The sequence below is a fragment of the Solibacillus sp. FSL W7-1436 genome (assembly GCF_038007305.1).
In the GTDB taxonomy this organism is placed as follows: domain Bacteria; phylum Bacillota; class Bacilli; order Bacillales_A; family Planococcaceae; genus Solibacillus.
In genome coordinates this window covers 991,538-1,016,172 of record NZ_JBBOWV010000001.1, presented here as the reverse complement: position 1 = coordinate 1,016,172, position 24,635 = coordinate 991,538, and the positions used below count along the sequence as shown (strand labels likewise).

Here is a 24,635-nt window from a genome sequence, read left to right as displayed (position 1 = left end):
ACTATGACTAAATTATGTTTTGGAAGAAGGGAATTTACGATGAACCAAAAGTATGTAGATGATAGTTTTGCTTTGCATACCGATTTATACCAAATTAATATGGCGGAAAGCTATTGGGCAGACGGAATGCATAATCGGAAAGCTGTATTTGAGTTGTATTTCAGACAATTGCCATTCGGGAACGGCTATGCAATTTTTGCCGGATTGGAGCGTATGCTGAATTATTTAAAAGATTTTCGATTCAGCGAAACCGATATCGCATATTTACGAGATGAACTTCAATATAAAGAAGATTTTATCGAATACTTAAAAACGATTCGTTTTACGGGTTCCATGTATTCGATGGAGGAAGGGGAACTTGTTTTCGCGAATGAACCGATTGTGCGAATTGAAGCGCCGCTAGTGGAAGCGCAACTGATTGAAACAGCACTATTGAACATCGTAAACTATCAAACGCTGATTGCGACAAAAGCTAGCCGCATTAAGCAAGTTGTCCAAAAGGAAATTGCGATGGAATTCGGTACACGCCGCGCGCAAGAAATGGATGCAGCTGTTTGGGGAGCTCGTGCCGCAGTAATCGGCGGTTTTGAATCTACTTCAAATGTACGAGCAGGGAAACTGTTTAATATTCCTGTATCGGGTACACATGCACATGCATTGGTACAAGCTTATAAAAACGATTATGATGCATTCCATTCCTATGCGAAACGCCATAAAGACTGTGTATTTTTAGTTGATACGTACAATACATTAAAATCAGGTGTCCCGACAGCAATCCAGGTAGCGAAAGAACTTGGGGATAAAATTAATTTTATCGGAATTCGTTTAGACAGCGGAGATATTGCCTTTCTTTCGAAGGAATCACGCCGAATGCTTGATGAAGCGGGATTCCCGGATGCGAAAATTATCGTTTCCAATGATTTGGATGAATATACGATCTTAAACTTGAAAGCGCAAGGTGCCCGAGTGGACATGTGGGGAATCGGCACAAAACTCATTACTGCATATGACCAGCCTGCTCTAGGTGCTGTTTATAAAATGGTATCCATTGAAAATGATCAGGGCGAGATGGAAGATACGATTAAAATTTCAGCCAATGCTGAAAAGGTAACGACGCCTGGTTTAAAACGAGTTTACCGGATTATCAATAAGAAAAGCGGGAAATCAGAAGGGGACTATATCGCAATGGCTGATGAAAATCCTGCTGCTGAAGAACGAATCAAAATGTTCCATCCGGTGCATACGTTTATCTCGAAATTCGTGACGAACTTTGAGGCGAAGGAATTGCACCGCAATGTGATTGACAATGGTGAGATTGTTTATAAAAATCCGACATTGATGGAGATTCGCCAATATGCGTTCGACAATTTGGAATTGCTCTGGGATGAATATAAACGTTCGTTAAATCCAGAGGAATATCCGGTCGATTTAAGCCAAAAATGCTGGGATAACAAAATGCGCAATATCCAGGAAGTGCGCGATATGGTAACAGAACTCGAAGAACGATAAGGAGTGAGGACATTGTCTATGTTGCAGCAACAAATTATTGAAGAGTTAAAAGTACAGCCGACAATCGATGTAGAACAGGAAATCCGAAAGTCCATTGATTTTTTGAAGGAATATGCGAAACATCATCCTTTCCTAAAAGGATTTGTGCTCGGTATAAGCGGCGGGCAAGACTCCACTTTAACGGGTAAGCTTGCTCAGATGGCTGTCAATGAACTAAATGAAGAAGCGGGAGACTCTGTTTACTCGTTCTGGGCGGTAAGATTACCTTACGGCAAGCAATTCGATGAGAAAGATTGCCAAGATGCACTCGATTTCATCCAGCCTTCAGAAGTGTATACAGTTAATATTAAAAATGCTGTAGATGCAAGTGTAAACGCACTTTCGGAAGCAGGAATAACGTTGAGTGATTTTGCAAAAGGAAACGAAAAAGCACGTGAAAGAATGAAAGTACAATATTCGATTGCAGCAGCAAATGATGGCGTCGTACTCGGCACGGATCATGCTGCAGAAGCTGTAACAGGCTTTTATACGAAGTATGGTGATGGCGGTACGGATTTAATGCCGATTTTCCGTTTGAATAAACGTCAAGGTCGTGCGATTTTAAAACATTTAAACTGTCCTGTCCATTTATATGAAAAAGTTCCAACTGCAGATTTAGAGGAAAACCGTCCTGCATTGCCGGATGAAGTTGCACTTGGTGTGACGTACGAGCAAATTGATGATTATTTGGAAGGTAAGGAAATCCCGGAGCAGGCACGTGAGAAGCTTGAAGGGCATTACTTGCGCTCGATGCATAAACGACATATGCCGATTACAATTTTCGATAATTTCTGGAAACAATAATACACGTGAGAACATGATAAATCACCTTACTTCTTTTTGATGAAGTGGGGTGATTTTCCATTTTAAAGGGAAACTAGTTGTGCTCGCATTTCGTTTTCGTTATGCTTAAACTACATGCCAAAGATGCAAGATTTCAGGTGGGAGGACAATTCATGAATGAGCAGATCGAAGGAATAATCAGAAACATCGAAAAAGTTATGATAGGAAAAAGAGAGATTGCCGAGCTAAGTATTGTTTCACTATTAGCAGGGGGGCATGTATTACTGGAAGACGTACCGGGTGTCGGGAAAACGATGATGGTGCGTGCGCTTTCAAAGTCTTTAGGTGCAAGTTTTAAACGTATTCAATTTACACCGGATTTACTACCATCTGATGTAATTGGCGTTTCAATATATAATCCGAAATCATTGCAGTTTGAATTCCGTCCGGGACCGATTGTCGGCAATATTGTATTGGCAGATGAAATTAACCGGACATCACCAAAAACACAGGCCGCTTTATTGGAAAGTATGGAAGAGGGGTCTATTACGGTAGACGGTGAAACAATTCAACTGCCGAAACCGTTTTTTGTAATGGCAACACAAAACCCGATTGAATATGAAGGGACATACCCGCTTCCGGAAGCGCAGCTGGACCGATTTTTACTGAAAATAAAAATGGGCTATCCGACGAAGGAAGAGGAAATTGAAGTGTTGAATCGGGCCGAAAGATCAGTACCGATTGATGACCTTTTCCCGGTATTAACGATTGATGAGTTAAACGATTTGAGGGAACAGGTAAAACAAGTACATGTAGAAAATAATATTAAAGAATATATCGTGTCGATCGCCCAGCATACACGTCATCACGAAAATGTGTATTTAGGTGTGAGTCCCCGTGCTTCCATCGCATTAATGCGTGCCGCGCAAAGCTACGCCTTTATGAAAGGGAGAGATTATGTTATCCCGGATGATATTCAATATTTAGCGAAATTCGTTTTCGGCCACCGCATTATTTTAAAACCAGAAACACGCTATGAAGGAATTACGGAAGAAAAAGTGATTGAAAGTGTTCTTCGTCATATCCATGTTCCTGTTAAAAGGTATGTACAGTAATGAAGGGAATTAAGCAGTTTCTGAAGCATGGCGGGCGTTTAATTACCGTTGTTTCGTTGCTTATTATTACGTATTGCTATGCGATGTTCCAAGGGGGCTTTGTTAGCTGGTTTGTTTTCTTCACGATTCTGCCGTTTTTGGTCTATTCGATTTTACTGGCGATAATTCCGATACGCTTTAAAGAAATATCCCGGACTTTATCGAAAGAACGAATTGAGCGTGGGAGCAATGTTCAAGTTACCGTAACATTCCGTAATACGAGCTGGTTTCCGTTCGTTTTCATGATGGTGAGAGAACTGCCGATGAGGGAGGAACATTTTGAAAAACCGAACGGAAATGTAAGAAAACTATTTTTGGTTGGATGGAAACGCGAGTTTAAGTGGACGTATGAATTGAAAGATTTAAAACGCGGGGAGCATCATTTTAGAGGATTGCTGTTTACGTGTACGGACTTTTTTGGATGGACAATACGAAATGTAGTAATAAATCATCCGCAACTATTTCTAGTATATCCGAAAGTATCGGACGTCAAATTATTGCCGGTTGGAATGCAATATGACCAAGGTACAAGTCAATCCCGCTATTCTTTGATCAAGGATACAACGGTTGCGACAGGTGTGCGCGAATATGTACCGGGTGACCGGTTTTCCTGGATTCACTGGAAATCCTTTGCGAAAAATGGTGAACTGCGTACGAAGGAATTCGAAGATCAAAAATCACAAAATACATTCGTACTAATCGATCGCGCAGTACAGAAAAACTTTGATGCTGTTGTCGATTACACGGCGTCTTATATAAAGAAAATTATAAAAAAACAGGGCGATGTTTCATTTTTAAGTGTAGGGGTTGACCGGTATTTTACGCCAGTAATTAAAACGGGCAAACAATATGAAAAAGTGCTGCAGCATTTGGCGACGGTCGAACCGGATGCGCAGTTTGGCGTCGAACGATTATTATTTGAAGAACAGAAAATGATGAGCCGCTCCGTTGTTGTCATTTTAACAGGTGAAATGACCCCCGATCTGCAGGAAGTACTGAATGCAGGAACGAAATATGCACGTAAAATTATATGCTTTGTTGTAAGTGATCAAAAAAATCCGGTTCCGCATATAAGTCAAAATAATGAAGTGCATTATATCGGGATGGACGAGTTGCAGCGGACATATTCGGAGGTGAAGCACGCATGAGACGCAGCACAGCCGAAAAAGTAGAACTCGCTATTTTCTATTTTATTGTTTTTCTGATTTTACGAGAATGGCTAGTGCCGGTTATGGAGTTGACGGACACCGGCTACTTTATGCAGTTTGTATGGTTCGTAGCGCTTTGTTTATTTCTCGGTATTTTTTCACTGCCTTTTATTGTTAACTGGCTCATTAAACTGGCGTACATTACGTGGTTCATTGTCAGTGTGTATAAAGATGAAGTATTGACGACGATGCAATTTTTGTCTGGAGAACTGAAATATAATTTGGATATACTGCTTGCGGGAGAGTGGATTTATGTAAGTGACCCATTCCGGACAAGCCTGTTTTTCGTATTGATATGGATGCTGATTTATTTAATTCAGCATTGGGTAAGTGTGCGCTACAGCATTTACTATTTCCTGGTGCTTACAGTATTTTTCATCGGGACACTCGATACTTTTACAGATTACGATGGTACAGCAGCGATTATTAAAGTAATGCTGCTAGGTCTTGTGCTTACATCTTTGCTGTTTATAAAACGGCTTATGCAGGCAGCGGAAATGCAAAAAGACTGGATAAACTACTTGAAGTATGCAACTCCGATTATTATTTTTGTCATGATGGCAGGTATTGTTGCAACACTTATGCCGAAAGCAGAGCCGCAATGGTCGGATCCGGTACCGTATGTAAAAAGCATAGCGGGTATTGGAGGTAATGGGAGTCAGTCGGTTGCAACAGTTGGTTATGGGGAAAATGATGAGCAACTGGGTGGACCGTTTGCAGGTGACAATACGCTTATCTATGAAATAAAAACACCTATCCGCCAATATTGGCGTGTGGAGACGAAGGATGTTTATACTTCTAAAGGTTGGGAGCAATCGAATGATGAGTCAGAGCAGCAAACGCTTCAGTTATCAGATCCACTGCCGCTTTCAATCGAACCTGGAAGCGAAGAACCCCAGTCGGTGGAAGTACAGGCTATAAGTGAAGAATATTTGTTTCTGTTACAGGCCTATGGAGTTACTTCTTATGATTTAAACGGGATGCATACCGGTTTGAGATATAATACGGGCAATGAGAAAATTTTGCCGCTTATCGATAGTGATGTGATAGCGCCTGCATCATACGAAATGACCTTTCAGCAGCCGGAATACAGTTATGTAGCTCTGAAGGAAACATTATCTTCAACAGGTAGTAATCCGCGATATTTACAGCTTCCGGATAATTTGCCGCAGCGTGTAACCGATCTGGCGCATGAAATTACGGATACGTATGACAGTGTATATGACAAGGCGCGGGCAATTGAAGGTTATTTTGCACGTAGCGGTTTTCAATATGAAACGACAAATGTACAAATCCCATCGGCTGACCAGGACTATGTAGATCAGTTTTTGTTTGAAACAAGGCTTGGCTACTGTGATAACTTCTCTACTTCAATGGTTGTCATGCTGCGTTCGATAGGCATTCAGGCGCGTTGGGTAAAAGGTTTTTCAAGCGGAGAACGAATCGGTTCACAAGACGGTACGTTTACGTATCAGGTGACGAATAATGATGCCCATTCATGGGTTGAAGCGTATATTGACGGTATTGGCTGGATGCCGTTTGAGCCGACAATCGGGTTTAGCAATCCGATGAATATTGACTATGATATAGATTTTGAAGCTCCGGAAGAAGAGCAGTTACCTGAAATGGAAGAACCGGAAGCACCAAAGCCGGAGTTGGAAGAGCAAGATACAGATAAGCAGTCAACTAACGGTACAAGTGGAATGGACTGGTCAAAATTTAAATGGGTGCTGTACGTATTATTGGCACTTGTTTTGATTGGGTTAATTATTGCATGGAGAAAACGCGGAAAATGGCAACCGAAACTTGCTGTCCAAATGAACCGTTCAAAATTAGAAAAAACGGCAACATTTGAAGAGGCTTACTTTGTATTGCTGAAACAGCTGGAGCGCATTCATCTAAAACGAGGGCAGGATGAAACGCTGCAACAGTTTGCAATGCGTGTCGATCGACAGTTGGATACGACGAAAATGAGCGAGTTGACGGCGTTTTATGAGCGTCTTATCTATGCAAAACAGACCGACCAAATGAACACGGCTGAAATGAAAGAAATTTGGGAATATTTAATCAATCGTACGAGTGGTTGATTTTAATGCGATGAAAGAGTAAAATTTAGAAAAATAAATAGTATTGTGCCTTCATATAAGTCTGGTAATATGGTCCAGATGTTTCTACTAAGTTACCCTAAATAACTTATCTATGACGGTGGGTCTCGCTATATCCTTGTAAGGCATAGTTATACCCACTTGAAGAAGAGATGAAATATGAACGCGTAGAAATTATTTTCTAACGCGTTTTTTTCTTAATATAGGCCGCAAAAAATTAGAAGAGGTGGAAATAGTGTCAACTCCTTTGTTAAAAGAGCAAGAAAAGATTGTCGTTCTTGATTTCGGTAGTCAGTTCAACCAATTAATCACTCGTCGTATTCGTGAATTCGGTGTATTCTCGGAATTACATCCACATACGATTACTGCTGAAGAAATTAAAGAAATGAATGCTGTAGGTATCGTATTTTCAGGTGGTCCAAATTCTGTATATGATGAATCGGCATTCCGTGTAGATCCAGCTATTTTTGAATTAGGTTTACCGATATTAGGTATTTGTTATGGCATGCAGTTAATGGCCCACACACATGGCGGTAAAGTGGAAGGCGCGGCAACTCGTGAATACGGGAAAGCTGAAATTAACATTACTTCGGATAATAAATTATTTGCGGACTTACCAAAAGATCAAGTTGTATGGATGAGCCATGGTGACCATGTAACAGCGGTACCAGAAGGTTTTGAAGTAATTGCGACAAGCCCGGCATGTTCGATTGCAGCAATGGCTGATGCTTCTCGTAAATTTTATGCAGTACAATTCCACCCGGAAGTACGCCACTCTGTATACGGAAATGATTTACTGAAAAACTTCGTATTCAATGTTTGTGAAGCTAAAGGCGACTGGTCTATGGCGAACTTCATTGAAATCGAAATTGCGAAAATCCGTGAACAAGTTGGGGATAAACAAGTGCTTTGTGCATTATCGGGCGGAGTTGATTCATCTGTAGTAGCAGTATTAATCCACAAAGCAATCGGTGACCAATTAACTTGTATGTTCGTGGATCACAACTTGAACCGTAAAGGCGAAGTTGAGCAAGTTATGAAAACTTTCACTGAAGATTTCGATATGAAACTGATCAAAATCGATGCGCGTGAACGTTTCATGAATAAACTTGCAGGTGTTTCCGATCCTGAACAAAAACGTAAAATTATCGGTAACGAGTTCATCTACGTATTTGATGAAGAATCATCAAAGCTGAAAGATATGGACTTCCTAGCGCAAGGTACGCTTTACACAGATATTATCGAGTCTGGTACGGCAACTGCCCAAACAATTAAATCACACCACAATGTTGGTGGGTTACCGGAAGATATGAAGTTTGAATTAATCGAACCTTTAAATACACTATTCAAAGACGAAGTACGCGCTTTAGGTCTAGAATTAGGTCTGCCTGAAGAAGTTGTATGGCGTCAGCCTTTCCCGGGTCCTGGATTAGGTATCCGTGTACTTGGTGAAGTAACAGAAGAAAAACTGGAAATCGTTCGTGAAGCAGACTATATCCTGCGCGAAGAAATCAAAAAAGCTGGTCTTGAACGCGACATTTGGCAATACTTCGCTGTATTACCTGATATCCGTTCAGTAGGTGTAATGGGTGATGGCCGTACGTACGATTACGCAATCGGTATCCGTGGTGTAACATCAATCGACGGCATGACATCTGACTGGGCACGTATTCCTTACGATGTACTGGAGAAGATTTCTGTACGTATCGTAAACGAAGTGAAGCACGTAAACCGCGTGCTGTATGACATTACTTCTAAGCCACCAGCAACGATTGAGTGGGAATAGTACGGATTGACGTTTAACTTTTTACTCCCTTTTAGTTATTGTAATGATAACTAAAAGGGAGTTTTTGATTTGCGGGAAATGGGCTGGTGAAATCGTGAGTACACTAATTTAAGGTTTACTTCAGTAAAATGAGGTATATTATATATATTGAATAGGTTCTCTGTGAAGACGGGAAAAGTAGGTGAATAAAATGGGAAAATATCAATTGGATAGTAAAGGCAAGGCAGCTGTTGCAAAGTATCATGAAAAAAACAAGCCGGCCCAATTCGATAAAAAACAGCAACTTGAAAAATTGCGTGCGCAGTATTTGGAAAAGAAACAACAACAAAACGATAAATAATCTGTATGGAAACATAGGAAGAGTAACATCTTTCTATGTTTTTTTATTGGATAATACATTTCGTCATTATCCAATTAATAATAAAATACTGTCATAACAGTGTTTCTTTTTCTTTCATTTTTATTACAGAATGTTAAATTTATCATCCCTGCGTTTATTATTTAGGAGAAAAGGTATTGTATAGTATGCCAAATCAGTAGAGACAGTCGGTATACAAAAACTAACATAATGAAACTGGAGGAATGAAACATGGAAACGAATAATAACAAATTATATGGTATTTATGACAATGAAGCGGAATTACAGGCAGAAATGGATCGCCTTCGTGCACAAGGCTACGGTGAGGAAGATATGTATATCGTATCGAATCGCAATGATCAGTTATCGATGTACCGAAACTCAAAAGGGTACGGCACTAACACAGACGGTTATGACACTGATCATAACGAAGGTTCTTGGTGGGACCGCTTTAAAGCATTCATGATGGGCGAAGATTTAGTACGTGACCAGCACTTTACACAAATGGGCATCTCTGAGGATGAACGAAACCGTTATTATGATGAATTACAGGCAGGGAAATATTTATTGTATGTAGATAGAGACTACGGTACTTATTTTGATGAAGGTACTAAAAATTATGGCGTGAATAATCATTATGAGCGTGATTATGAGAAAACGGATGAAGAACGTTTAGCGCTTCACGAAGAACGTCTGCAAGTAGATAAAAAACGTGTACAGACAGGTGAAGTGCAAGTTGACAAACATGTAGTCGAAGAGCAGCAAACTGTTGAGGTACCGGTAGAACATGAAGAAGTCTATGTGGAAAGACGTCCGGTTAATGAGGACACAACTCTTAATGCAAATGGGAAACTTCATGATGGTATCACGCATGCCTATGAAGAAGAGGGTAAAATCCATATCCCTGTAACAGAAGAACAAGTTGAAGTTACGAAGAAAGATGTCGTTACGGAAGAAATCGTAGTCGGCAAACGAAAAGTAACGGATACTGAAACTGTTTCGGACACGGTACGCCGTGAAGAGGCGGATATTAAAGATACGACTAATACTACGAATCATTTAAATGACTTAGATAATCTGGATGATGATCCGTTAAAACGAACAAATCGCGGATTATAAATAGTTATAAAAAAACAAGGAAGCCTGTTTACGCAGGCTTCCTTGTTTTATATGATAGTTATATTCTAGAAATTCATTTTAGACTTAATATTATTCTTCAACAGTGGCTTTTTCGCGAGTTTTCCACTCGATTCCACTCGTAACACATCCGAATGTAACAATTATTAAAAGTACAAATAATGTGTTATGTAACCAGTAGGGCATTCAAACCCCTCCTTTAATAGTCTGTGTTTCATTTTATTATTTTAACATATTAAAGGATAATACTCTTATTTTTAGATTGTAAGATATAATTATTTTTCATATTTTTGAACAAAAAATGTCACAATTATAAAGAAGAAAAATGCGATCAGTAAAATAGAACCCCCTACAATGAAGAACACCATGTTCAGAGTTTCATTTGTGTCAAGCGGATTTAAATTATATAGCCACATCCCAATACATAAACCAAAAGCACCAATCATGCCTAAAATACTTTGGATTTTAACAAAAATCAGCTTGCGAATAGGTACTGAATAATAGAAAATCCCCCAAGCAAAAACTGATAACCAACCTACCAATACAAAGTGTGCGTGGATTGGGCGTAAAGAATAGTTCATCTCACCGCTCATGATTGATCCGATTAATACACCGATAAAGCCTGAAACAGCAGCAAAGCGAATTAAAAGCAATGCCCATTTTCGTTGTTGTTGCAAAAAAATCCCCCCTCAATTTGTTCAAACTTCACTATAGAGGAGTAATATAACATTTCTATAAACTATCTATAAAATAATTATTAGTTTCTTCGATTCAGTATAAATATAGCAAAACTTAGATTGGATTTTGTGTATTCCTTGCTTAATAATAACAAATATAACCAAAGGAACAAAAGTATATGACTAATTTATAGATATTTTCACGAACTATGTATTAATATTTATAAAAAATGTTCGGAAATAGCTTGTAATTTGAAAAATGAAATGATATATTACAAACGTAAATTAAATACGTCGTCGTATAATGTCGGGAATAAGGCCCGTGAGTTTCTACCGAATCACCGTAAATGATTCGACTACGATTTATAAATAAGTAATTACACTTCTAAATAAGAGTGGAATGTACTTATTTTCCTTAAATCGTGGACATGCGGCATTTATGCTTTGCGTGTCTTTTTTGTTTTTAAGGTTAAGTGTTCTTTAGATGTTGAAGACGACAACACGGAGGAAAGTTTCATTATGAAAAAGTATTTCGAGTTCGATAAACTTGGAACAAATTATCGCCGGGAGATTTTAGGTGGTTTTACAACTTTCTTGGCAATGGCTTACATTTTAGTAGTAAACCCTAGCATTTTAACGCTATCAGATATTGAAGGTTTACCAGATGCATTACGCATGGATTATGGTGCAGTATTTGTGGCAACAGCTGTTTCAGCAGCAATTGGATGTTTCATCATGGGGATTGTTGCAAGATACCCATTAGCTTTGGCGCCAGGTCTTGGCTTGAACGCATTCTTTGCTTACACAGTGGTCTTAACAAACGGAAGTCCTTGGCAACACGCTTTGGCTGCAGTATTTGTATCAGGTGTATTCTTCTTACTTTTAACAATTACAGGATTACGTGAAAAATTAATCAACGCCATCCCGATGGAACTTAAAATTGCCGTTGGTGCTGGTATCGGATTATTCGTATCGTTCATCGGTTTAAAAAATGCCGGCATTATCGTTGCAAGTGATGCAACAGTTGTCGGTTTAGGCAACTTACATGATGGTGAAGTATTACTAGCAATTTTTGGTATTATTCTTACAGTCATTTTCTTAGTTCGTGGAATGAAAGCTGGCGTATTTATTGCAATGGCGATTACTGCAATTGTGGGGATGTTTATTGGTTTAGTTGATTTACCATCACAAGTTGTATCGGCACCACCAAGTGTTGAACCAACTTTCGGTAAATTATTCTCGGCATTCACTGATCCTGAGTTCTACTCGCTAACAATGGTATCGGTTATTCTATCATTCTTATTCGTAGACTTCTTTGACAACGCAGGTACTTTAATGGCTGTTGCCAACCAAGCAGGATTTGTTAAAAACAATAAATTACCTCGTGCAGGTAAAGCATTGATCTCAGATTCAATCGCATCTATTTCAGGTTCGATCTTTGGTACTTCAACAGTAACATCTTATGTAGAATCTTCAGCAGGGGTTGGAGCAGGCGCACGAACAGGTTTCGCTTCAATCGTTACAGGTATCTGTTTCTTGTTGGCTCTATTTTTATCACCAGTATTAAGTGTTGTAACAAACGCAGTTACTGCACCGGCATTAATCGTTGTAGGTATTTTAATGGTATCTTCTCTCGGACAGATCGAGTGGAATAAATTCGAAGTAGCTGTACCAGCATTCTTCACAATGTTAATGATGCCATTAACATCGTCAATCGCAACAGGTCTTGCAGTAGGTTTCGTATTTTATCCGTTAACAATGGTGTTGAAAGGTAAAGCAAAAGAAGTAAGTCCGATTATGTATATTTTCGCAGTACTCTTCCTGATCTATTTAGGTACTGTCGGTTCAATGTAGAATCATCACCAGTCAACGATTGTTGGCTGGTTTTTTTATTTTTGCAGGAAAATATAATTGAGAAATTGAAATGAATAGTAAAGGGGTGAGTTTAATGGTTATCAAAATAGAAGAAGCAAAGGAACAACACTATATAGAAGTAAATCGTTTAGTAAGGCAAGGACATGACGAGCATGTACAAGGGGATAGTGCGGTATTCCAGGAAGTCGAGAGTGTTATGCCAGAAGAATATTATTTGCAGTTGCTTGAGCAAGAGCAAAGTACCGTATTAATAGCAAGGGAAGAAAATAAAATAATAGGATTTGCTGTCATTAGTATAGAAGCTTCTCCGGATTTCCCTTCATTAGTTAATAGGAGGTATGCATACATTCATGATTTTGGTGTAGACCAGTCATCCAAAAGAAAAGGGATTGGATCGCTGCTTTTTGAAGCTTGTTTAGAGTGGGCGAAAGAAATGAATGTTGATAAAGTGGAGTTAAATGTATGGGAATTCAATGAAGAGGCCATCGCTTTTTATAGAAAGCATTCTATGGAAACCATAAGCAGAAAGATGAGGTTGGCTATTAGATAGTTATTTCTTAAGGGAAATAAATTATTTTTGAAGTGACAAGTAAAATAACTTTACTCTATATATAATAGGAAGAAACTCAATTTAAGTTGTAGAGTAGAAATCAGAAAATTTTTTCTTTAAATAAAGGGTTGCATAAACCTTTGTATCGGGTGTATAGTTAATCTCGTTGCTGCGAAACAAACGCAAACAACACAAACAAAAAAATAAATTTTATAAAGTTGTTGACAAACATAAACAACACTGTTAAAATTTAAAACAGTCGCACAAACGACTGACACAATGAACCTTGAAAACTGAACAAGCAACGTTAATGAAACAAGCTTCTTAAATGAAGCAAACAATAGATTTCAACTTCTAACGAAGTTGGATCGCTAGCAAAGCAAATGAGCTTTCAAACTACTTTTATGGAGAGTTTGATCCTGGCTCAGGACGAACGCTGGCGGCGTGCCTAATACATGCAAGTCGAGCGGAAATTTTATTGGTGCTTGCACCTTTAAAATTTTAGCGGCGGACGGGTGAGTAACACGTGGGTAACCTACCTTATAGATTGGGATAACTCCGGGAAACCGGGGCTAATACCGAATAATACTTTTTAACACATGTTTGAAAGTTGAAAGACGGTCTTGCTGTCACTATAAGATGGACCCGCGGCGCATTAGCTAGTTGGTGAGGTAACGGCTCACCAAGGCAACGATGCGTAGCCGACCTGAGAGGGTGATCGGCCACACTGGGACTGAGACACGGCCCAGACTCCTACGGGAGGCAGCAGTAGGGAATCTTCCACAATGGACGAAAGTCTGATGGAGCAACGCCGCGTGAGTGAAGAAGGATTTCGGTTCGTAAAACTCTGTTGCAAGGGAAGAACAAGTAGCGTAGTAACTGGCGCTACCTTGACGGTACCTTGTTAGAAAGCCACGGCTAACTACGTGCCAGCAGCCGCGGTAATACGTAGGTGGCAAGCGTTGTCCGGAATTATTGGGCGTAAAGCGCGCGCAGGTGGTTCCTTAAGTCTGATGTGAAAGCCCCCGGCTCAACCGGGGAGGGTCATTGGAAACTGGGGAACTTGAGTGCAGAAGAGGATAGTGGAATTCCAAGTGTAGCGGTGAAATGCGTAGAGATTTGGAGGAACACCAGTGGCGAAGGCGACTGTCTGGTCTGTAACTGACACTGAGGCGCGAAAGCGTGGGGAGCAAACAGGATTAGATACCCTGGTAGTCCACGCCGTAAACGATGAGTGCTAAGTGTTGGGGGGTTTCCGCCCCTCAGTGCTGCAGCTAACGCATTAAGCACTCCGCCTGGGGAGTACGGTCGCAAGACTGAAACTCAAAGGAATTGACGGGGGCCCGCACAAGCGGTGGAGCATGTGGTTTAATTCGAAGCAACGCGAAGAACCTTACCAGGTCTTGACATCCCGGTGACCACTATGGAGACATAGTTTCCCCTTCGGGGGCAACGGTGACAGGTGGTGCATGGTTGTCGTCAGCTCGTGTCGTGAGATGTTGGGTTAAGTCCCGCAACGAGCGCAACCCTTATTCTTAGTTGCCATCATTCAGTTGGGCACTCTAAGGAGACTGCCGGTGATAAACCGGAGGAAGGTGGGGATGACGTCAAATCATCATGCCCCTTATGACCTGGGCTACACACGTGCTACAATGGACGGTACAAACGGTTGCCAACCCGCGAGGGGGAGCTAATCCGATAAAACCGTTCTCAGTTCGGATTGTAGGCTGCAACTCGCCTACATGAAGCCGGAATCGCTAGTAATCGCGGATCAGCATGCCGCGGTGAATACGTTCCCGGGCCTTGTACACACCGCCCGTCACACCACGAGAGTTTGTAACACCCGAAGTCGGTGAGGTAACCTTTATGGAGCCAGCCGCCGAAGGTGGGATAGATGATTGGGGTGAAGTCGTAACAAGGTAGCCGTATCGGAAGGTGCGGCTGGATCACCTCCTTTCTAAGGATTTTTCGGAATCATTCCTTCGGGGAATGAAACATTAACGGTTGCTGTTCAGTTTTGAAGGTTCATTCTTAATAGAATGAAACACTTCAAAACCTTTGTTCTTTGAAAACTGGATAAAACGACATTGAAAGCAATAAATCAAATTTCTATTTTATAGATTTTTAAACAAGTCAAGCAATTGACGTGTAAACTAAATCTTGGATCTAAACTTCATTTTATGAAGTTAGGCCTCTGGCAGATGTTACAGATTTTTTAAAGGAAACTTTTTGAGTAAACTCAAAAAAATCTGAACGCAATTACGCCAAGGCGAAATTGATCTAAGTGTTAACTTTTGGTTAAGTTAATAAGGGCGCACGGTGGATGCCTTGGCACTAGGAGTCGATGAAGGACGGCACTAACACCGATATGCCTCGGGGAGCTGTAAGTAAGCTTTGATCCGGGGATTTCCGAATGGGGGAACCCACTATCTTTAATCGGATAGTATCTTCACGTGAATTCATAGCGTGTTGAAGACAGACGCAGAGAACTGAAACATCTAAGTACCTGCAGGAACAGAAAGAAAATTCGATTCCCTGAGTAGCGGCGAGCGAAACGGGAAGAGCCCAAACCAAAGAGCTTGCTCTTTGGGGTTGTAGGACACTCTATACGGAGTTACAAAAGAATGAACTAGACGAAGCGACTTGGAAAGGTCCGCGAAACGAGGTAAAAGCCCTGTAGTCAAAAGTTCATTCCCTCCAGAGTGGATCCTGAGTACGGCGGAACACGTGAAATTCCGTCGGAATCCGGGAGGACCATCTCCCAAGGCTAAATACTACCTAGTGACCGATAGTGAACCAGTACCGTGAGGGAAAGGTGAAAAGCACCCCGGAAGGGGAGTGAAATAGATCCTGAAACCGTGTGCCTACAAGTAGTTAGAGCCCGTTAATGGGTGATAGCGTGCCTTTTGTAGAATGAACCGGCGAGTTACGATTACGTGCGAGGTTAAGTTGAGAAGACGGAGCCGCAGCGAAAGCGAGTCTGAATAGGGCGAATTAGTACGTGGTCGTAGACCCGAAACCAGGTGATCTACCCATGTCCAGGGTGAAGGTGAGGTAACACTCACTGGAGGCCCGAACCCACGCACGTTGAAAAGTGCGGGGATGAGGTGTGGGTAGCGGAGAAATTCCAATCGAACCTGGAGATAGCTGGTTCTCTCCGAAATAGCTTTAGGGCTAGCCTCGTGATTGAGAATACCGGAGGTAGAGCACTGTTTGGACTAGGGGGGCATCTCGCTTTACCGAATTCAGACAAACTCCGAATGCCGGATATTTATACACGGGAGTCAGACTGCGAGTGATAAGATCCGTAGTCAAGAGGGAAACAGCCCAGACCACCAGCTAAGGTCCCCAAGTAATCGTTAAGTGGAAAAGGATGTGGCGTTGCTTAGACAACCAGGATGTTGGCTTAGAAGCAGCCATCATTTAAAGAGTGCGTAATAGCTCACTGGTCGAGTGACGCTGCGCCGAAAATGTATCGGGGCTAAACGATTCACCGAAGCTGTGGATGCATACTTTGAGTATGCGTGGTAGGAGAGCGTTCTAACAGCGTTGAAGTCAGACCGGAAGGACTGGTGGAGCGGTTAGAAGTGAGAATGCCGGTATGAGTAGCGAAACATGGGTGAGAATCCCATGCACCGTATGACTAAGGTTTCCTGAGGAAGGCTCGTCCGCTCAGGGTTAGTCGGGACCTAAGCCGAGGCCGATAGGCGTAGGCGATGGACAACAGGTTGATATTCCTGTACCACCTCCTCACCGTTTGAGAAATGGGGGGACGCAGTAGGATAGGGTAAGCACGCCGTTGGTTGCGCGTGTTCAAGCAGTAAGGCGTGTATGTAGGCAAATCCGCATACTATAACGTTGAGCTGTGATGACGAGCTCGTATGAGCGAAGTTCCTGATTTCACACTGCCAAGAAAAGCCTCTATCGAGGTGAGAGGTGCCCGTACCGCAAACCGACACAGGTAGTCGAGGAGAGAATCCTAAGGTGTGCGAGAGAACTCTCGTTAAGGAACTCGGCAAAATGACCCCGTAACTTCGGGAGAAGGGGTGCTTCTTTGGGTGCATAGCCTAGAGAAGCCGCAGTGAATAGGCCCAGGCGACTGTTTAGCAAAAACACAGGTCTCTGCAAAACCGTAAGGTGACGTATAGGGGCTGACGCCTGCCCGGTGCTGGAAGGTTAAGAGGAGCGGTTAGCGCAAGCGAAGCTGTGAATTGAAGCCCCAGTAAACGGCGGCCGTAACTATAACGGTCCTAAGGTAGCGAAATTCCTTGTCGGGTAAGTTCCGACCCGCACGAAAGGCGTAACGATCTGGGCACTGTCTCAACGAGAGACTCGGTGAAATTATAGTACCTGTGAAGATGCAGGTTACCCGCGACAGGACGGAAAGACCCCGTGGAGCTTTACTGTAGCCTGATATTGAATTTTGGTACAACTTGTACAGGATAGGTAGGAGCCAGAGATCTCGGAGCGCCAGCTTCGAAGGAGGCGTCGGTGGGATACTACCCTGGTTGTATTGAACTTCTAACCCATGCCCCTTAGCGGGGTAGGAGACAGTGTCAGGCGGACAGTTTGACTGGGGCGGTCGCCTCCTAAAGAGTAACGGAGGCGCCCAAAGGTTCCCTCAGAATGGTTGGAAATCATTCGTAGAGTGTAAAGGCATAAGGGAGCTTGACTGCGAGACCTACAAGTCGAGCAGGGTCGAAAGACGGGCTTAGTGATCCGGTGGTTCCGCATGGAAGGGCCATCGCTCAACGGATAAAAGCTACCCCGGGGATAACAGGCTTATCTCCCCCAAGAGTCCACATCGACGGGGAGGTTTGGCACCTCGATGTCGGCTCATCGCATCCTGGGGCTGTAGTCGGTCCCAAGGGTTGGGCTGTTCGCCCATTAAAGCGGTACGCGAGCTGGGTTCAGAACGTCGTGAGACAGTTCGGTCCCTATCCGTCGTGGGCGTAGGAAATTTGAGAGGAGCTGTCCTTAGTACGAGAGGACCGGGATGGACATACCGCTGGTGTACCAGTTGTCTTGCCAAAGGCATCGCTGGGTAGCTATGTATGGACGGGATAAGTGCTGAAAGCATCTAAGCATGAAGCCCCCCTCAAGATGAGATTTCCCATTACGCAAGTAAGTAAGACCCCTGAAAGACGATCAGGTAGATAGGTTCGAGGTGGAAGTGCGGCGACGCATGCAGCTGACGAATACTAATCGGTCGAGGACTTAACCACATTTTATTGCACAATTCAATGAACCGTTTATCCAGTTTTGAAAGAATGAAAATTTTTTCCAAGGGTTTCAAGACACACTAGTGTATTGGAAGCCGTAATAGTGAAGTGATGATGGCAAAGAGGTCACACCCGTTCCCATACCGAACACGGAAGTTAAGCTCTTTAGCGCCGATGGTAGTTGGGGGCTTCCCCCTGTGAGAGTAGGACGTCGCTTCGCACACGCAAAACCACTGAGAAATCAGTGGTTTTTTTGTCGTCTTAAATAAATACATAAAGGTCGATTATATTCTGAGCATCGACAGGAACTTTGTAACATTACTTTTGAATAATTATCCTCTATGAATTTTCATAATATACGTACAAAATTCAAACCCATTGCCTTGACCAAAAAGGTTCTTCCTCTCCTTATAAACATCAAACTTATTTCCGTTATCTGTTCATTAATATAAAAAGTTTAAAACCCTTCATATTTTCAATCAAGAATTGCAGTGGTCCTCTTGCTGTTTATCTTATAAAAAAGACTTCCTTTTCTTTAGGACACCTCTTATAACAAATTATCCGGTTGAACGTAAATATCCATTTTAAACGAACATCTTTCTTTACAGTGAAAAGGTAATATAGCTATCTATAAACACACAATACAAAGTAAGGTAAAATATAAAGGATTTATAAAGTTACAATTATCGGAAAAATTACTTGCTATAGTGATTGTAGGAGGCGTACATGATGGCACAACAAATTCTTTTAGTGGAGGATGACCGCGAAATTGCGCGCATTATTAAAGACACGTTAATAAAGGAAGGCTATGCAGTGACAAGGGCAACGACAGGAATTGAAGGATTAGAAGATTTCTCTGCAGGTAACTATGATTTGATACTTGTTGATTGGATGTTGCCTGAAATGGATGGGTTATCAATGATTGAACATATTCGACTGCAAAGTGATGTCCCAATTATTATGATCAGTGCAAAAAGCAACGAAACGGATAAAGTCACAGGGTTGCAGGATGCCGATGATTATTTGGCAAAGCCATTTTCTTTAGAAGAATTGAAAGCACGTGTTCGGTCTCAATTACGGCGATGGCAGCGTTATAATAAAGTTTTTGCAACAGAAGAAATAAATTCATATGTACATGGTTTAAAAATCGACTGGGTAAAAGAACGTGTTTACAACGAAGAGGAAGAAATCAACTTGACGCAAAAAGAGTTTGCGCTACTGAAAGTACTGGCACAAAATCCATTCGAGCTATTTACAAAGGAAGCGTTGTATACACATGTTTGGCACCAAGTTGAGATGGATCAGACGCATACAGTAACAGTGCACATTAAAGAATTGCGCGAAAAGCTGAACGATCCTGTGAAATCACCTAACTATATACAAACTGTATGGGGGAAGGGCTACCGCTTTATAGGTGAACAAGTATGAAGATTAAATCATGGCTTCTGCTTACGTACTTGCTTGTCATGATTTTGCCGTTACTTGCACTGTACGGTCTTTATGTAACAATTAACGCCTACTACCAAGATAAAAGTGTTGATGAATATTTTGAAAAGTGGGCAGTTGTTACAGATTTAAAAGATCAATTGGAACATCCATCGCTTTACAATATTAATGCGAATTATAAGGAAATCGAGAAACTGACATCCGATCAGTTGATGATTACTTTATACAGTCCGAATGGCAAGATTTATTATTCTTCAAATGTAATTAACTCTTTCAGCAGCTTTGAATCGAAAAGTACTGTTTATAAAAATCTGTATGAGTTTGAACAAAACTATAAGACATTTATTTATAAAGAACCTGTTTATGAAGACGGGGAAATGAAGGGTGTTTACAAAATTACGCTCATTCGTTCGGAATGGCTGGAACAAGTAAACACAAAATCGCTAATTGTCGTAATCAGCTTAATAGCAGTAATGCTGATTATATACGGGGTGGTTGTCTATTTACTGAACCGACGCCTCAATAAGCCTGCAAAAAGACTAATGGAACAAATGCGTGCATTCGCCAAGGATGAAGCAACAAATCCGCTTCCCGTCACAAAGGATGAAATCGGAGAATTAACCGAGAGCTTTCAACTAATGCAGCAGGAAATAACCGCAACACGGAAAAAGCTTGCAGTGGAACAGCAGCAAAAGGAATTTATGATTGCGAGTCTGTCGCATGACTTGAAAACGCCTCTTACATCAATTCAAGCATACGCAGAAAGTTTACGGCACGGGAGCCATTCTGAGAAGGATCGTCTTGAATATTTGCAGATCATTCAGTCCAAATCAGAGTATATGAAGCAGTTGCTTGATGATTTAATGATGTTGACATTACTGCAGTCCCCGACATATGAAATGGAACTTGTAAAAGTCGATGGTGAAGAGTTTTTTGATATGCTGCTCAGTGATTATGAACAGATTAGCAGAGAAAAAGGATTTGAAGCGAAAACGACAGTCAATGTGGCTGGCAGTTATTTTGTAAATCCGAAGCAATTGATGCGGGTTGTCGATAATATTGTCGCGAATGCATGGACGTATACAAATCCAGGAGGAACCATTTATGTATCTGCATTTGAAACACCGAATATTCCTACGTGGAGTATAGGGAAATTAGCAGAAAGCTTTAAGGAAAAGGGTGTTTATATTGTTGTACAAAACAGCGGTGCAACGATAACGGAACAGCAGTGTAAACAAATGTTTGATCCGCTGTATCAGATTGATGATTCCCGGAGCCATATAGGTGAGCGGGGGGCCGGTCTCGGTTTAAGCATTGCAAAGCAAATTATGGCTAAGCATGATGGAACAATCACTGCATTAGCACAGCAAAATCAATTAGCGATTGTCATATGGCTACCACCAATTGAAGAAGAGAGGAATGGATAAAATGAAAAAAATAATTTATTCAGCAGCATTAGTTTTAACGCTATCTTTGGCGGCATGCAGCAATGAGGAAAATTATTCACCCCAGGAAATATTGAATCAGGCAATGCAGGAGACGTCTGAGCTTGACTCCTTCTATGGAGAATATAAAATGACAATGGACGACGGGACCGAAATACTTTCAAAGCAATGGGAGAAAAACGGAAAAACTCGTGTAGAAATGGTCGATTCCACAGGTGAGGAATCGATTGCAGTAAACGACGGAAAAACATTATCTTCCTATTCGAAAACAGCGAATGAAGTGATTATTTTTGAACTCGGATCGGACGTTGAAAATTTTGTTCGACCAACGTTAAAAGAGCAGGCATTACGTACGCTGGAACTAATAAAAAATTCCCATGATATTACGATTGGCGAAGAAGAAAAGATCGCGGGTCATGAAACATACCATTTAATCGCAAAAGCCAAAAAGCAAAATACGCTAATTGGGGATATGGAAGTATGGGTAGATAAAAAAACATGGATGACTTTAAAGACGATTTCGGTAAGTGGTGACATGAAAATAACTTCTGAATTTACCAAATTTGAACCGAACAGTAAAGTTGATGATTCCAAATTTACTCTGGATATTCCGGAAGGTGCCATTGTTAAAACCGAATCTATACAGCCACCTGAACAATTAACAGAGCAGGAAGCTGTCGAGAAGCTGGGCTCCTTTTTAATCTTTCCCGAATCACTTGGCTACACATTGGAAGGAATTGAAGATATGGGGATGGCGGAAACTGGAGAAATTGCGTTAACATATTCCAAAAACGGTGAGCAGCAATTCTCACTTTCAATCTTCAAACCAATGGAGTCCATCGGTGAAGATGAAGAGATCATTGAAGTACGCGGACAAAAAGGATCAAAAATTGATTTGGAGACTTTTAAATTACTCCAATGGGATGAAGAGGACTTACGCTATAATATAATTATTGAAAATCCTGACTTAACATTCGAGGATATACTGGAGTTAACCGAACAAATGGAGTATATAAAATAAATGAACAGGTGCAATCACATGTAATATGTGATTGCGCTTTTTTATTTTCCAGTTGTGACAAATCGTTCACAAAATAAAATCTTTCTATTAGAAAGTACTAAAAATATCGTGGTATAGTTAGAGCGATATTTTACATGTGGAAGGATGACCTTTTTGGCTAAAAAGCAAGTATGGTATGAAGTAGAAGAAAATGAAACAATCGAGCAATGCCTTGAAAGAATGAAGAAAGATGGCTATATGCCATTTGGACGAAGAGAAGAGCCTGTGTTTGAAGAAGTAAATGGCGAACCTGTTTACTTACGTCAAAAAATACAATTTAAAGGTGTATTAATAGAAGATTAGCGATTGATTCGATTGAAAACCGAACATTGTCTTTTGCTTTAAAAATATTGTTCGCATTTTTGCATTGATTTTATGCGTAACCCTTGTTAAAATGTGAACAGGAAAAACATTTAATCCCTCATATATGCTAGAGAATATGGCTCTAGTGTCTCTACCCGGCACCGTAAATACCGGACTATGTGGGAAAGCAGCTTCAGGTATGATAAATAAAGGGTGTGGATCGCAATGCAATTATCTACATATACTTTTAATGCTCAGTCCTCAAGTAGATTGCTTTCTCATGCGTAGAGCGTAGAGAGCAGTTTATTTGAGGATTTTTTACATTGATTTTTAACAAGTGGAGAAGATGTTTAAAGGAGCGAAATTCATGAATCCGAAAATTGGCGTTATTATGGGAAGTTCAAGTGATTGGGAAACGATGAAGCATGCTTGTGACATATTGGACGAGCTGCAAGTGCCTTATGAAAAGCAAGTCGTTTCAGCACATCGCACACCAGATTTAATGTTTGAATACGCGGAAGCTGCGCGTGGACGCGGTATTCAGGTAATTATTGCAGGAGCAGGTGGAGCGGCACATTTACCAGGTATGGTAGCAGCAAAAACGACATTACCTGTAATCGGAGTACCTGTACAGTCACGTGCACTGAACGGCCTTGATTCACTACTATCGATTGTGCAGATGCCAGGTGGTGTACCAGTTGCAACTGTGGCAATTGGCAAAGCAGGGGCTACAAACGCCGGTCTGCTTGCAGCGCAAATTTTAGGAGCGTTTGATCAGGAGCTTGCTGCAAAACTTGAGGCAAGACGTGAATCGACAAAAGCGCAAGTTTTGGAAAGCACAGGTGACTTAACGTGACGAAAATGATTTACCCTGGACAAACAATCGGCATTATCGGCGGTGGTCAGCTTGGTCGTATGATGGCTGTTGCAGCAAAAGAAGCCGGCTATAAAATCGCAGTACTGGAACCAACAATGGATTCTCCTTGCGGGCAAGTGGCAGACATACGAATAGTCGCAGCTTATGATGACGAGGCAGCATTGGAAGAGCTAGCGGAAGTAAGTGATGTCATAACATATGAGTTTGAAAACATTGATTACGATGGTTTAAAGCGTTTAACACAAATGGCCTATGTTCCTCAAGGTGCAGAGCTTGTGCGCATTACACAAAATCGTGTCACAGAAAAGCAAATGATTGTTGATGCAGGCTGTCCTGTTGCGCCATATATTGTCGCTTCAACATTTGAACAGCTTCAAGAAAACATCGGAGAAATCGGCTTCCCATGTATCGTAAAAACTGCACGGGGCGGTTATGATGGAAAAGGTCAGCAGTTATTGAAATCTGCTGAAGACTTACCGTTAGCAAAAGGATTGTTTGCACATTCACAGTGTATTGCAGAGGGCTTTGTTCCATTTACAAAGGAGATTTCAGTCATTGTTCAACGCAATGGAGATGGTGAAACATACTGCTTGCCTGTCGGAGAAAACATCCACATAAATCATATTTTACATGAAACGATTGTGCCGGCACGTATCGAACAGTCTACAGCACAATTAGCTGAAGAAGCTGCTCTAAAAATTGCGGATTCACTACAGCTTATTGGTACATTGGCGGTTGAAATGTTCGTCCTTGAAGATGGCAGTATCGTAATTAACGAATGTGCACCACGTCCGCATAACTCAGGCCATTACTCGATTGAGGCATGCAATATTTCACAATTTACTCAGCATATTCGTGCAGTATGCGGATGGCCGCTACGTAAGCCAAAACTGTGGGCGCCATCGATTATGGTGAATGTACTTGGTCAGCATGTTGTTCCATTAACAAATTCAATTTCAAAGTTTCCTGACTGGTCAGTACATCTGTACGGGAAATCAGAAGCAAAGGTAAATCGAAAAATGGGTCATGTTACAATCATGACAGATGATATAAAATCAGCATTAGAACAAATTACAGACTCCGGTATCTGGCCGGAGTAAA

Annotated in this window: 17 protein-coding genes, 3 rRNA genes and 3 riboswitches; of the genes, 19 read left to right on the top strand and 1 reads right to left on the bottom strand. The window is 41.4% G+C overall.

Features of this window, described 5'->3' with window-relative positions; translation table 11 throughout:
• Nucleotides 1-39: 39 nt before the first annotated feature.
• The 8 genes from MKX73_RS05085 (at nucleotide 40) to MKX73_RS05050 (ending at nucleotide 10,061) form a co-directional block, all read left to right on the top strand.
• Nucleotides 40-1,509, top strand: a complete 1,470-nt coding sequence (locus MKX73_RS05085; RefSeq protein WP_340716569.1) for a nicotinate phosphoribosyltransferase — start codon at nucleotides 40-42, stop codon at nucleotides 1,507-1,509.
• A gap of 18 nt (nucleotides 1,510-1,527) precedes the next feature.
• Complete coding sequence (gene nadE / locus MKX73_RS05080) at nucleotides 1,528-2,352, top strand: ammonia-dependent NAD(+) synthetase (protein WP_340716568.1); 825 nt, start codon at nucleotides 1,528-1,530, stop codon at nucleotides 2,350-2,352.
• A gap of 152 nt (nucleotides 2,353-2,504) precedes the next feature.
• Nucleotides 2,505-3,446 (top strand): AAA family ATPase, encoded by a 942-nt coding sequence (locus MKX73_RS05075; RefSeq protein WP_340716567.1) that lies wholly within the window; start codon nucleotides 2,505-2,507, stop codon nucleotides 3,444-3,446.
• Nucleotides 3,446-4,633, top strand: a complete 1,188-nt coding sequence (locus MKX73_RS05070) for a DUF58 domain-containing protein (RefSeq protein ID WP_340716566.1) — start codon at nucleotides 3,446-3,448, stop codon at nucleotides 4,631-4,633. Before MKX73_RS05075 ends, MKX73_RS05070 begins: the two co-directional genes overlap by 1 nt.
• Nucleotides 4,630-6,780 carry a transglutaminaseTgpA domain-containing protein gene (locus MKX73_RS05065; protein WP_340716565.1) on the top strand — a complete coding sequence of 717 codons (2,151 nt, stop codon included), beginning with the start codon at nucleotides 4,630-4,632 and terminating at the stop codon, nucleotides 6,778-6,780. The genes MKX73_RS05070 and MKX73_RS05065 overlap by 4 nt, the downstream gene beginning before the upstream one ends.
• Nucleotides 6,781-6,811: 31 nt before the next feature.
• Nucleotides 6,812-6,913, top strand: a riboswitch (purine riboswitch).
• A gap of 117 nt (nucleotides 6,914-7,030) precedes the next feature.
• On the top strand, nucleotides 7,031-8,584 hold the full coding sequence (gene guaA / locus MKX73_RS05060) for a glutamine-hydrolyzing GMP synthase (protein WP_340718849.1): 1,554 nt from the start codon (nucleotides 7,031-7,033) through the stop codon (nucleotides 8,582-8,584).
• A 190-nt stretch (nucleotides 8,585-8,774) separates the two neighbouring features.
• Nucleotides 8,775-8,924: a hypothetical protein gene (locus tag MKX73_RS05055; RefSeq protein WP_339173936.1), complete on the top strand. Its 150-nt coding sequence runs from the start codon at nucleotides 8,775-8,777 to the stop codon at nucleotides 8,922-8,924.
• 249 nt (nucleotides 8,925-9,173) lie between these two features.
• Nucleotides 9,174-10,061: a DUF2382 domain-containing protein gene (locus MKX73_RS05050; RefSeq protein ID WP_340716564.1), complete on the top strand. Its 888-nt coding sequence runs from the start codon at nucleotides 9,174-9,176 to the stop codon at nucleotides 10,059-10,061.
• Between the two features lie 293 nt (nucleotides 10,062-10,354).
• On the opposite strand, the gene MKX73_RS05045 is transcribed toward MKX73_RS05050, so the two are convergent.
• Nucleotides 10,355-10,756 (bottom strand): hypothetical protein, encoded by a 402-nt coding sequence (locus MKX73_RS05045; RefSeq protein WP_340716563.1) that lies wholly within the window; start codon nucleotides 10,754-10,756, stop codon nucleotides 10,355-10,357.
• Nucleotides 10,757-11,033: 277 nt separating this feature from the next.
• Nucleotides 11,034-11,135, top strand: a riboswitch (purine riboswitch).
• A 140-nt stretch (nucleotides 11,136-11,275) separates the two neighbouring features.
• Here MKX73_RS05045 and MKX73_RS05040 point away from each other — a divergent pair.
• The 11 genes from MKX73_RS05040 to purK all read left to right on the top strand — a co-directional run bounded on the left by MKX73_RS05040 (nucleotide 11,276) and on the right by purK (nucleotide 24,634).
• Nucleotides 11,276-12,610: an NCS2 family permease gene (locus tag MKX73_RS05040; protein ID WP_340716562.1), complete on the top strand. Its 1,335-nt coding sequence runs from the start codon at nucleotides 11,276-11,278 to the stop codon at nucleotides 12,608-12,610.
• A gap of 94 nt (nucleotides 12,611-12,704) precedes the next feature.
• Complete coding sequence (locus MKX73_RS05035; protein ID WP_340716561.1) at nucleotides 12,705-13,181, top strand: GNAT family N-acetyltransferase; 477 nt, start codon at nucleotides 12,705-12,707, stop codon at nucleotides 13,179-13,181.
• Between the two features lie 401 nt (nucleotides 13,182-13,582).
• A 16S ribosomal RNA gene (locus tag MKX73_RS05030) occupies nucleotides 13,583-15,138 on the top strand.
• Between the two features lie 339 nt (nucleotides 15,139-15,477).
• Nucleotides 15,478-18,406, top strand: a 23S ribosomal RNA gene (locus MKX73_RS05025).
• A gap of 101 nt (nucleotides 18,407-18,507) precedes the next feature.
• Nucleotides 18,508-18,623, top strand: a 5S ribosomal RNA gene (gene rrf, locus MKX73_RS05020).
• The 16S, 23S and 5S rRNA genes sit together here, the layout of an rRNA operon.
• A 509-nt stretch (nucleotides 18,624-19,132) precedes the next feature.
• Entirely contained in the window at nucleotides 19,133-19,831 is a 699-nt protein-coding gene (locus tag MKX73_RS05015) for a response regulator transcription factor (RefSeq protein ID WP_340718848.1), read from the top strand.
• A complete protein-coding gene (locus tag MKX73_RS05010; protein WP_340716560.1) occupies nucleotides 19,828-21,276 on the top strand; it encodes a sensor histidine kinase in 1,449 nt (482 codons plus the stop codon). The genes MKX73_RS05015 and MKX73_RS05010 overlap by 4 nt, the downstream gene beginning before the upstream one ends.
• Nucleotide 21,277: 1 nt before the next feature.
• A complete protein-coding gene (locus MKX73_RS05005; protein WP_340716559.1) occupies nucleotides 21,278-22,315 on the top strand; it encodes a LolA family protein in 1,038 nt (345 codons plus the stop codon).
• 153 nt (nucleotides 22,316-22,468) lie between these two features.
• Nucleotides 22,469-22,657 carry an NETI motif-containing protein gene (locus MKX73_RS05000; protein ID WP_079523775.1) on the top strand — a complete coding sequence of 63 codons (189 nt, stop codon included), beginning with the start codon at nucleotides 22,469-22,471 and terminating at the stop codon, nucleotides 22,655-22,657.
• A gap of 98 nt (nucleotides 22,658-22,755) precedes the next feature.
• A riboswitch (purine riboswitch) is annotated at nucleotides 22,756-22,855 on the top strand.
• Nucleotides 22,856-23,024: 169 nt separating this feature from the next.
• Complete coding sequence (gene purE / locus MKX73_RS04995; RefSeq protein ID WP_340716558.1) at nucleotides 23,025-23,513, top strand: 5-(carboxyamino)imidazole ribonucleotide mutase; 489 nt, start codon at nucleotides 23,025-23,027, stop codon at nucleotides 23,511-23,513.
• On the top strand, nucleotides 23,510-24,634 hold the full coding sequence (gene purK, locus MKX73_RS04990; protein WP_340716557.1) for a 5-(carboxyamino)imidazole ribonucleotide synthase: 1,125 nt from the start codon (nucleotides 23,510-23,512) through the stop codon (nucleotides 24,632-24,634). Before purE ends, purK begins: the two co-directional genes overlap by 4 nt.
• The last annotated feature ends 1 nt before the right edge of the window (nucleotide 24,635 follow it).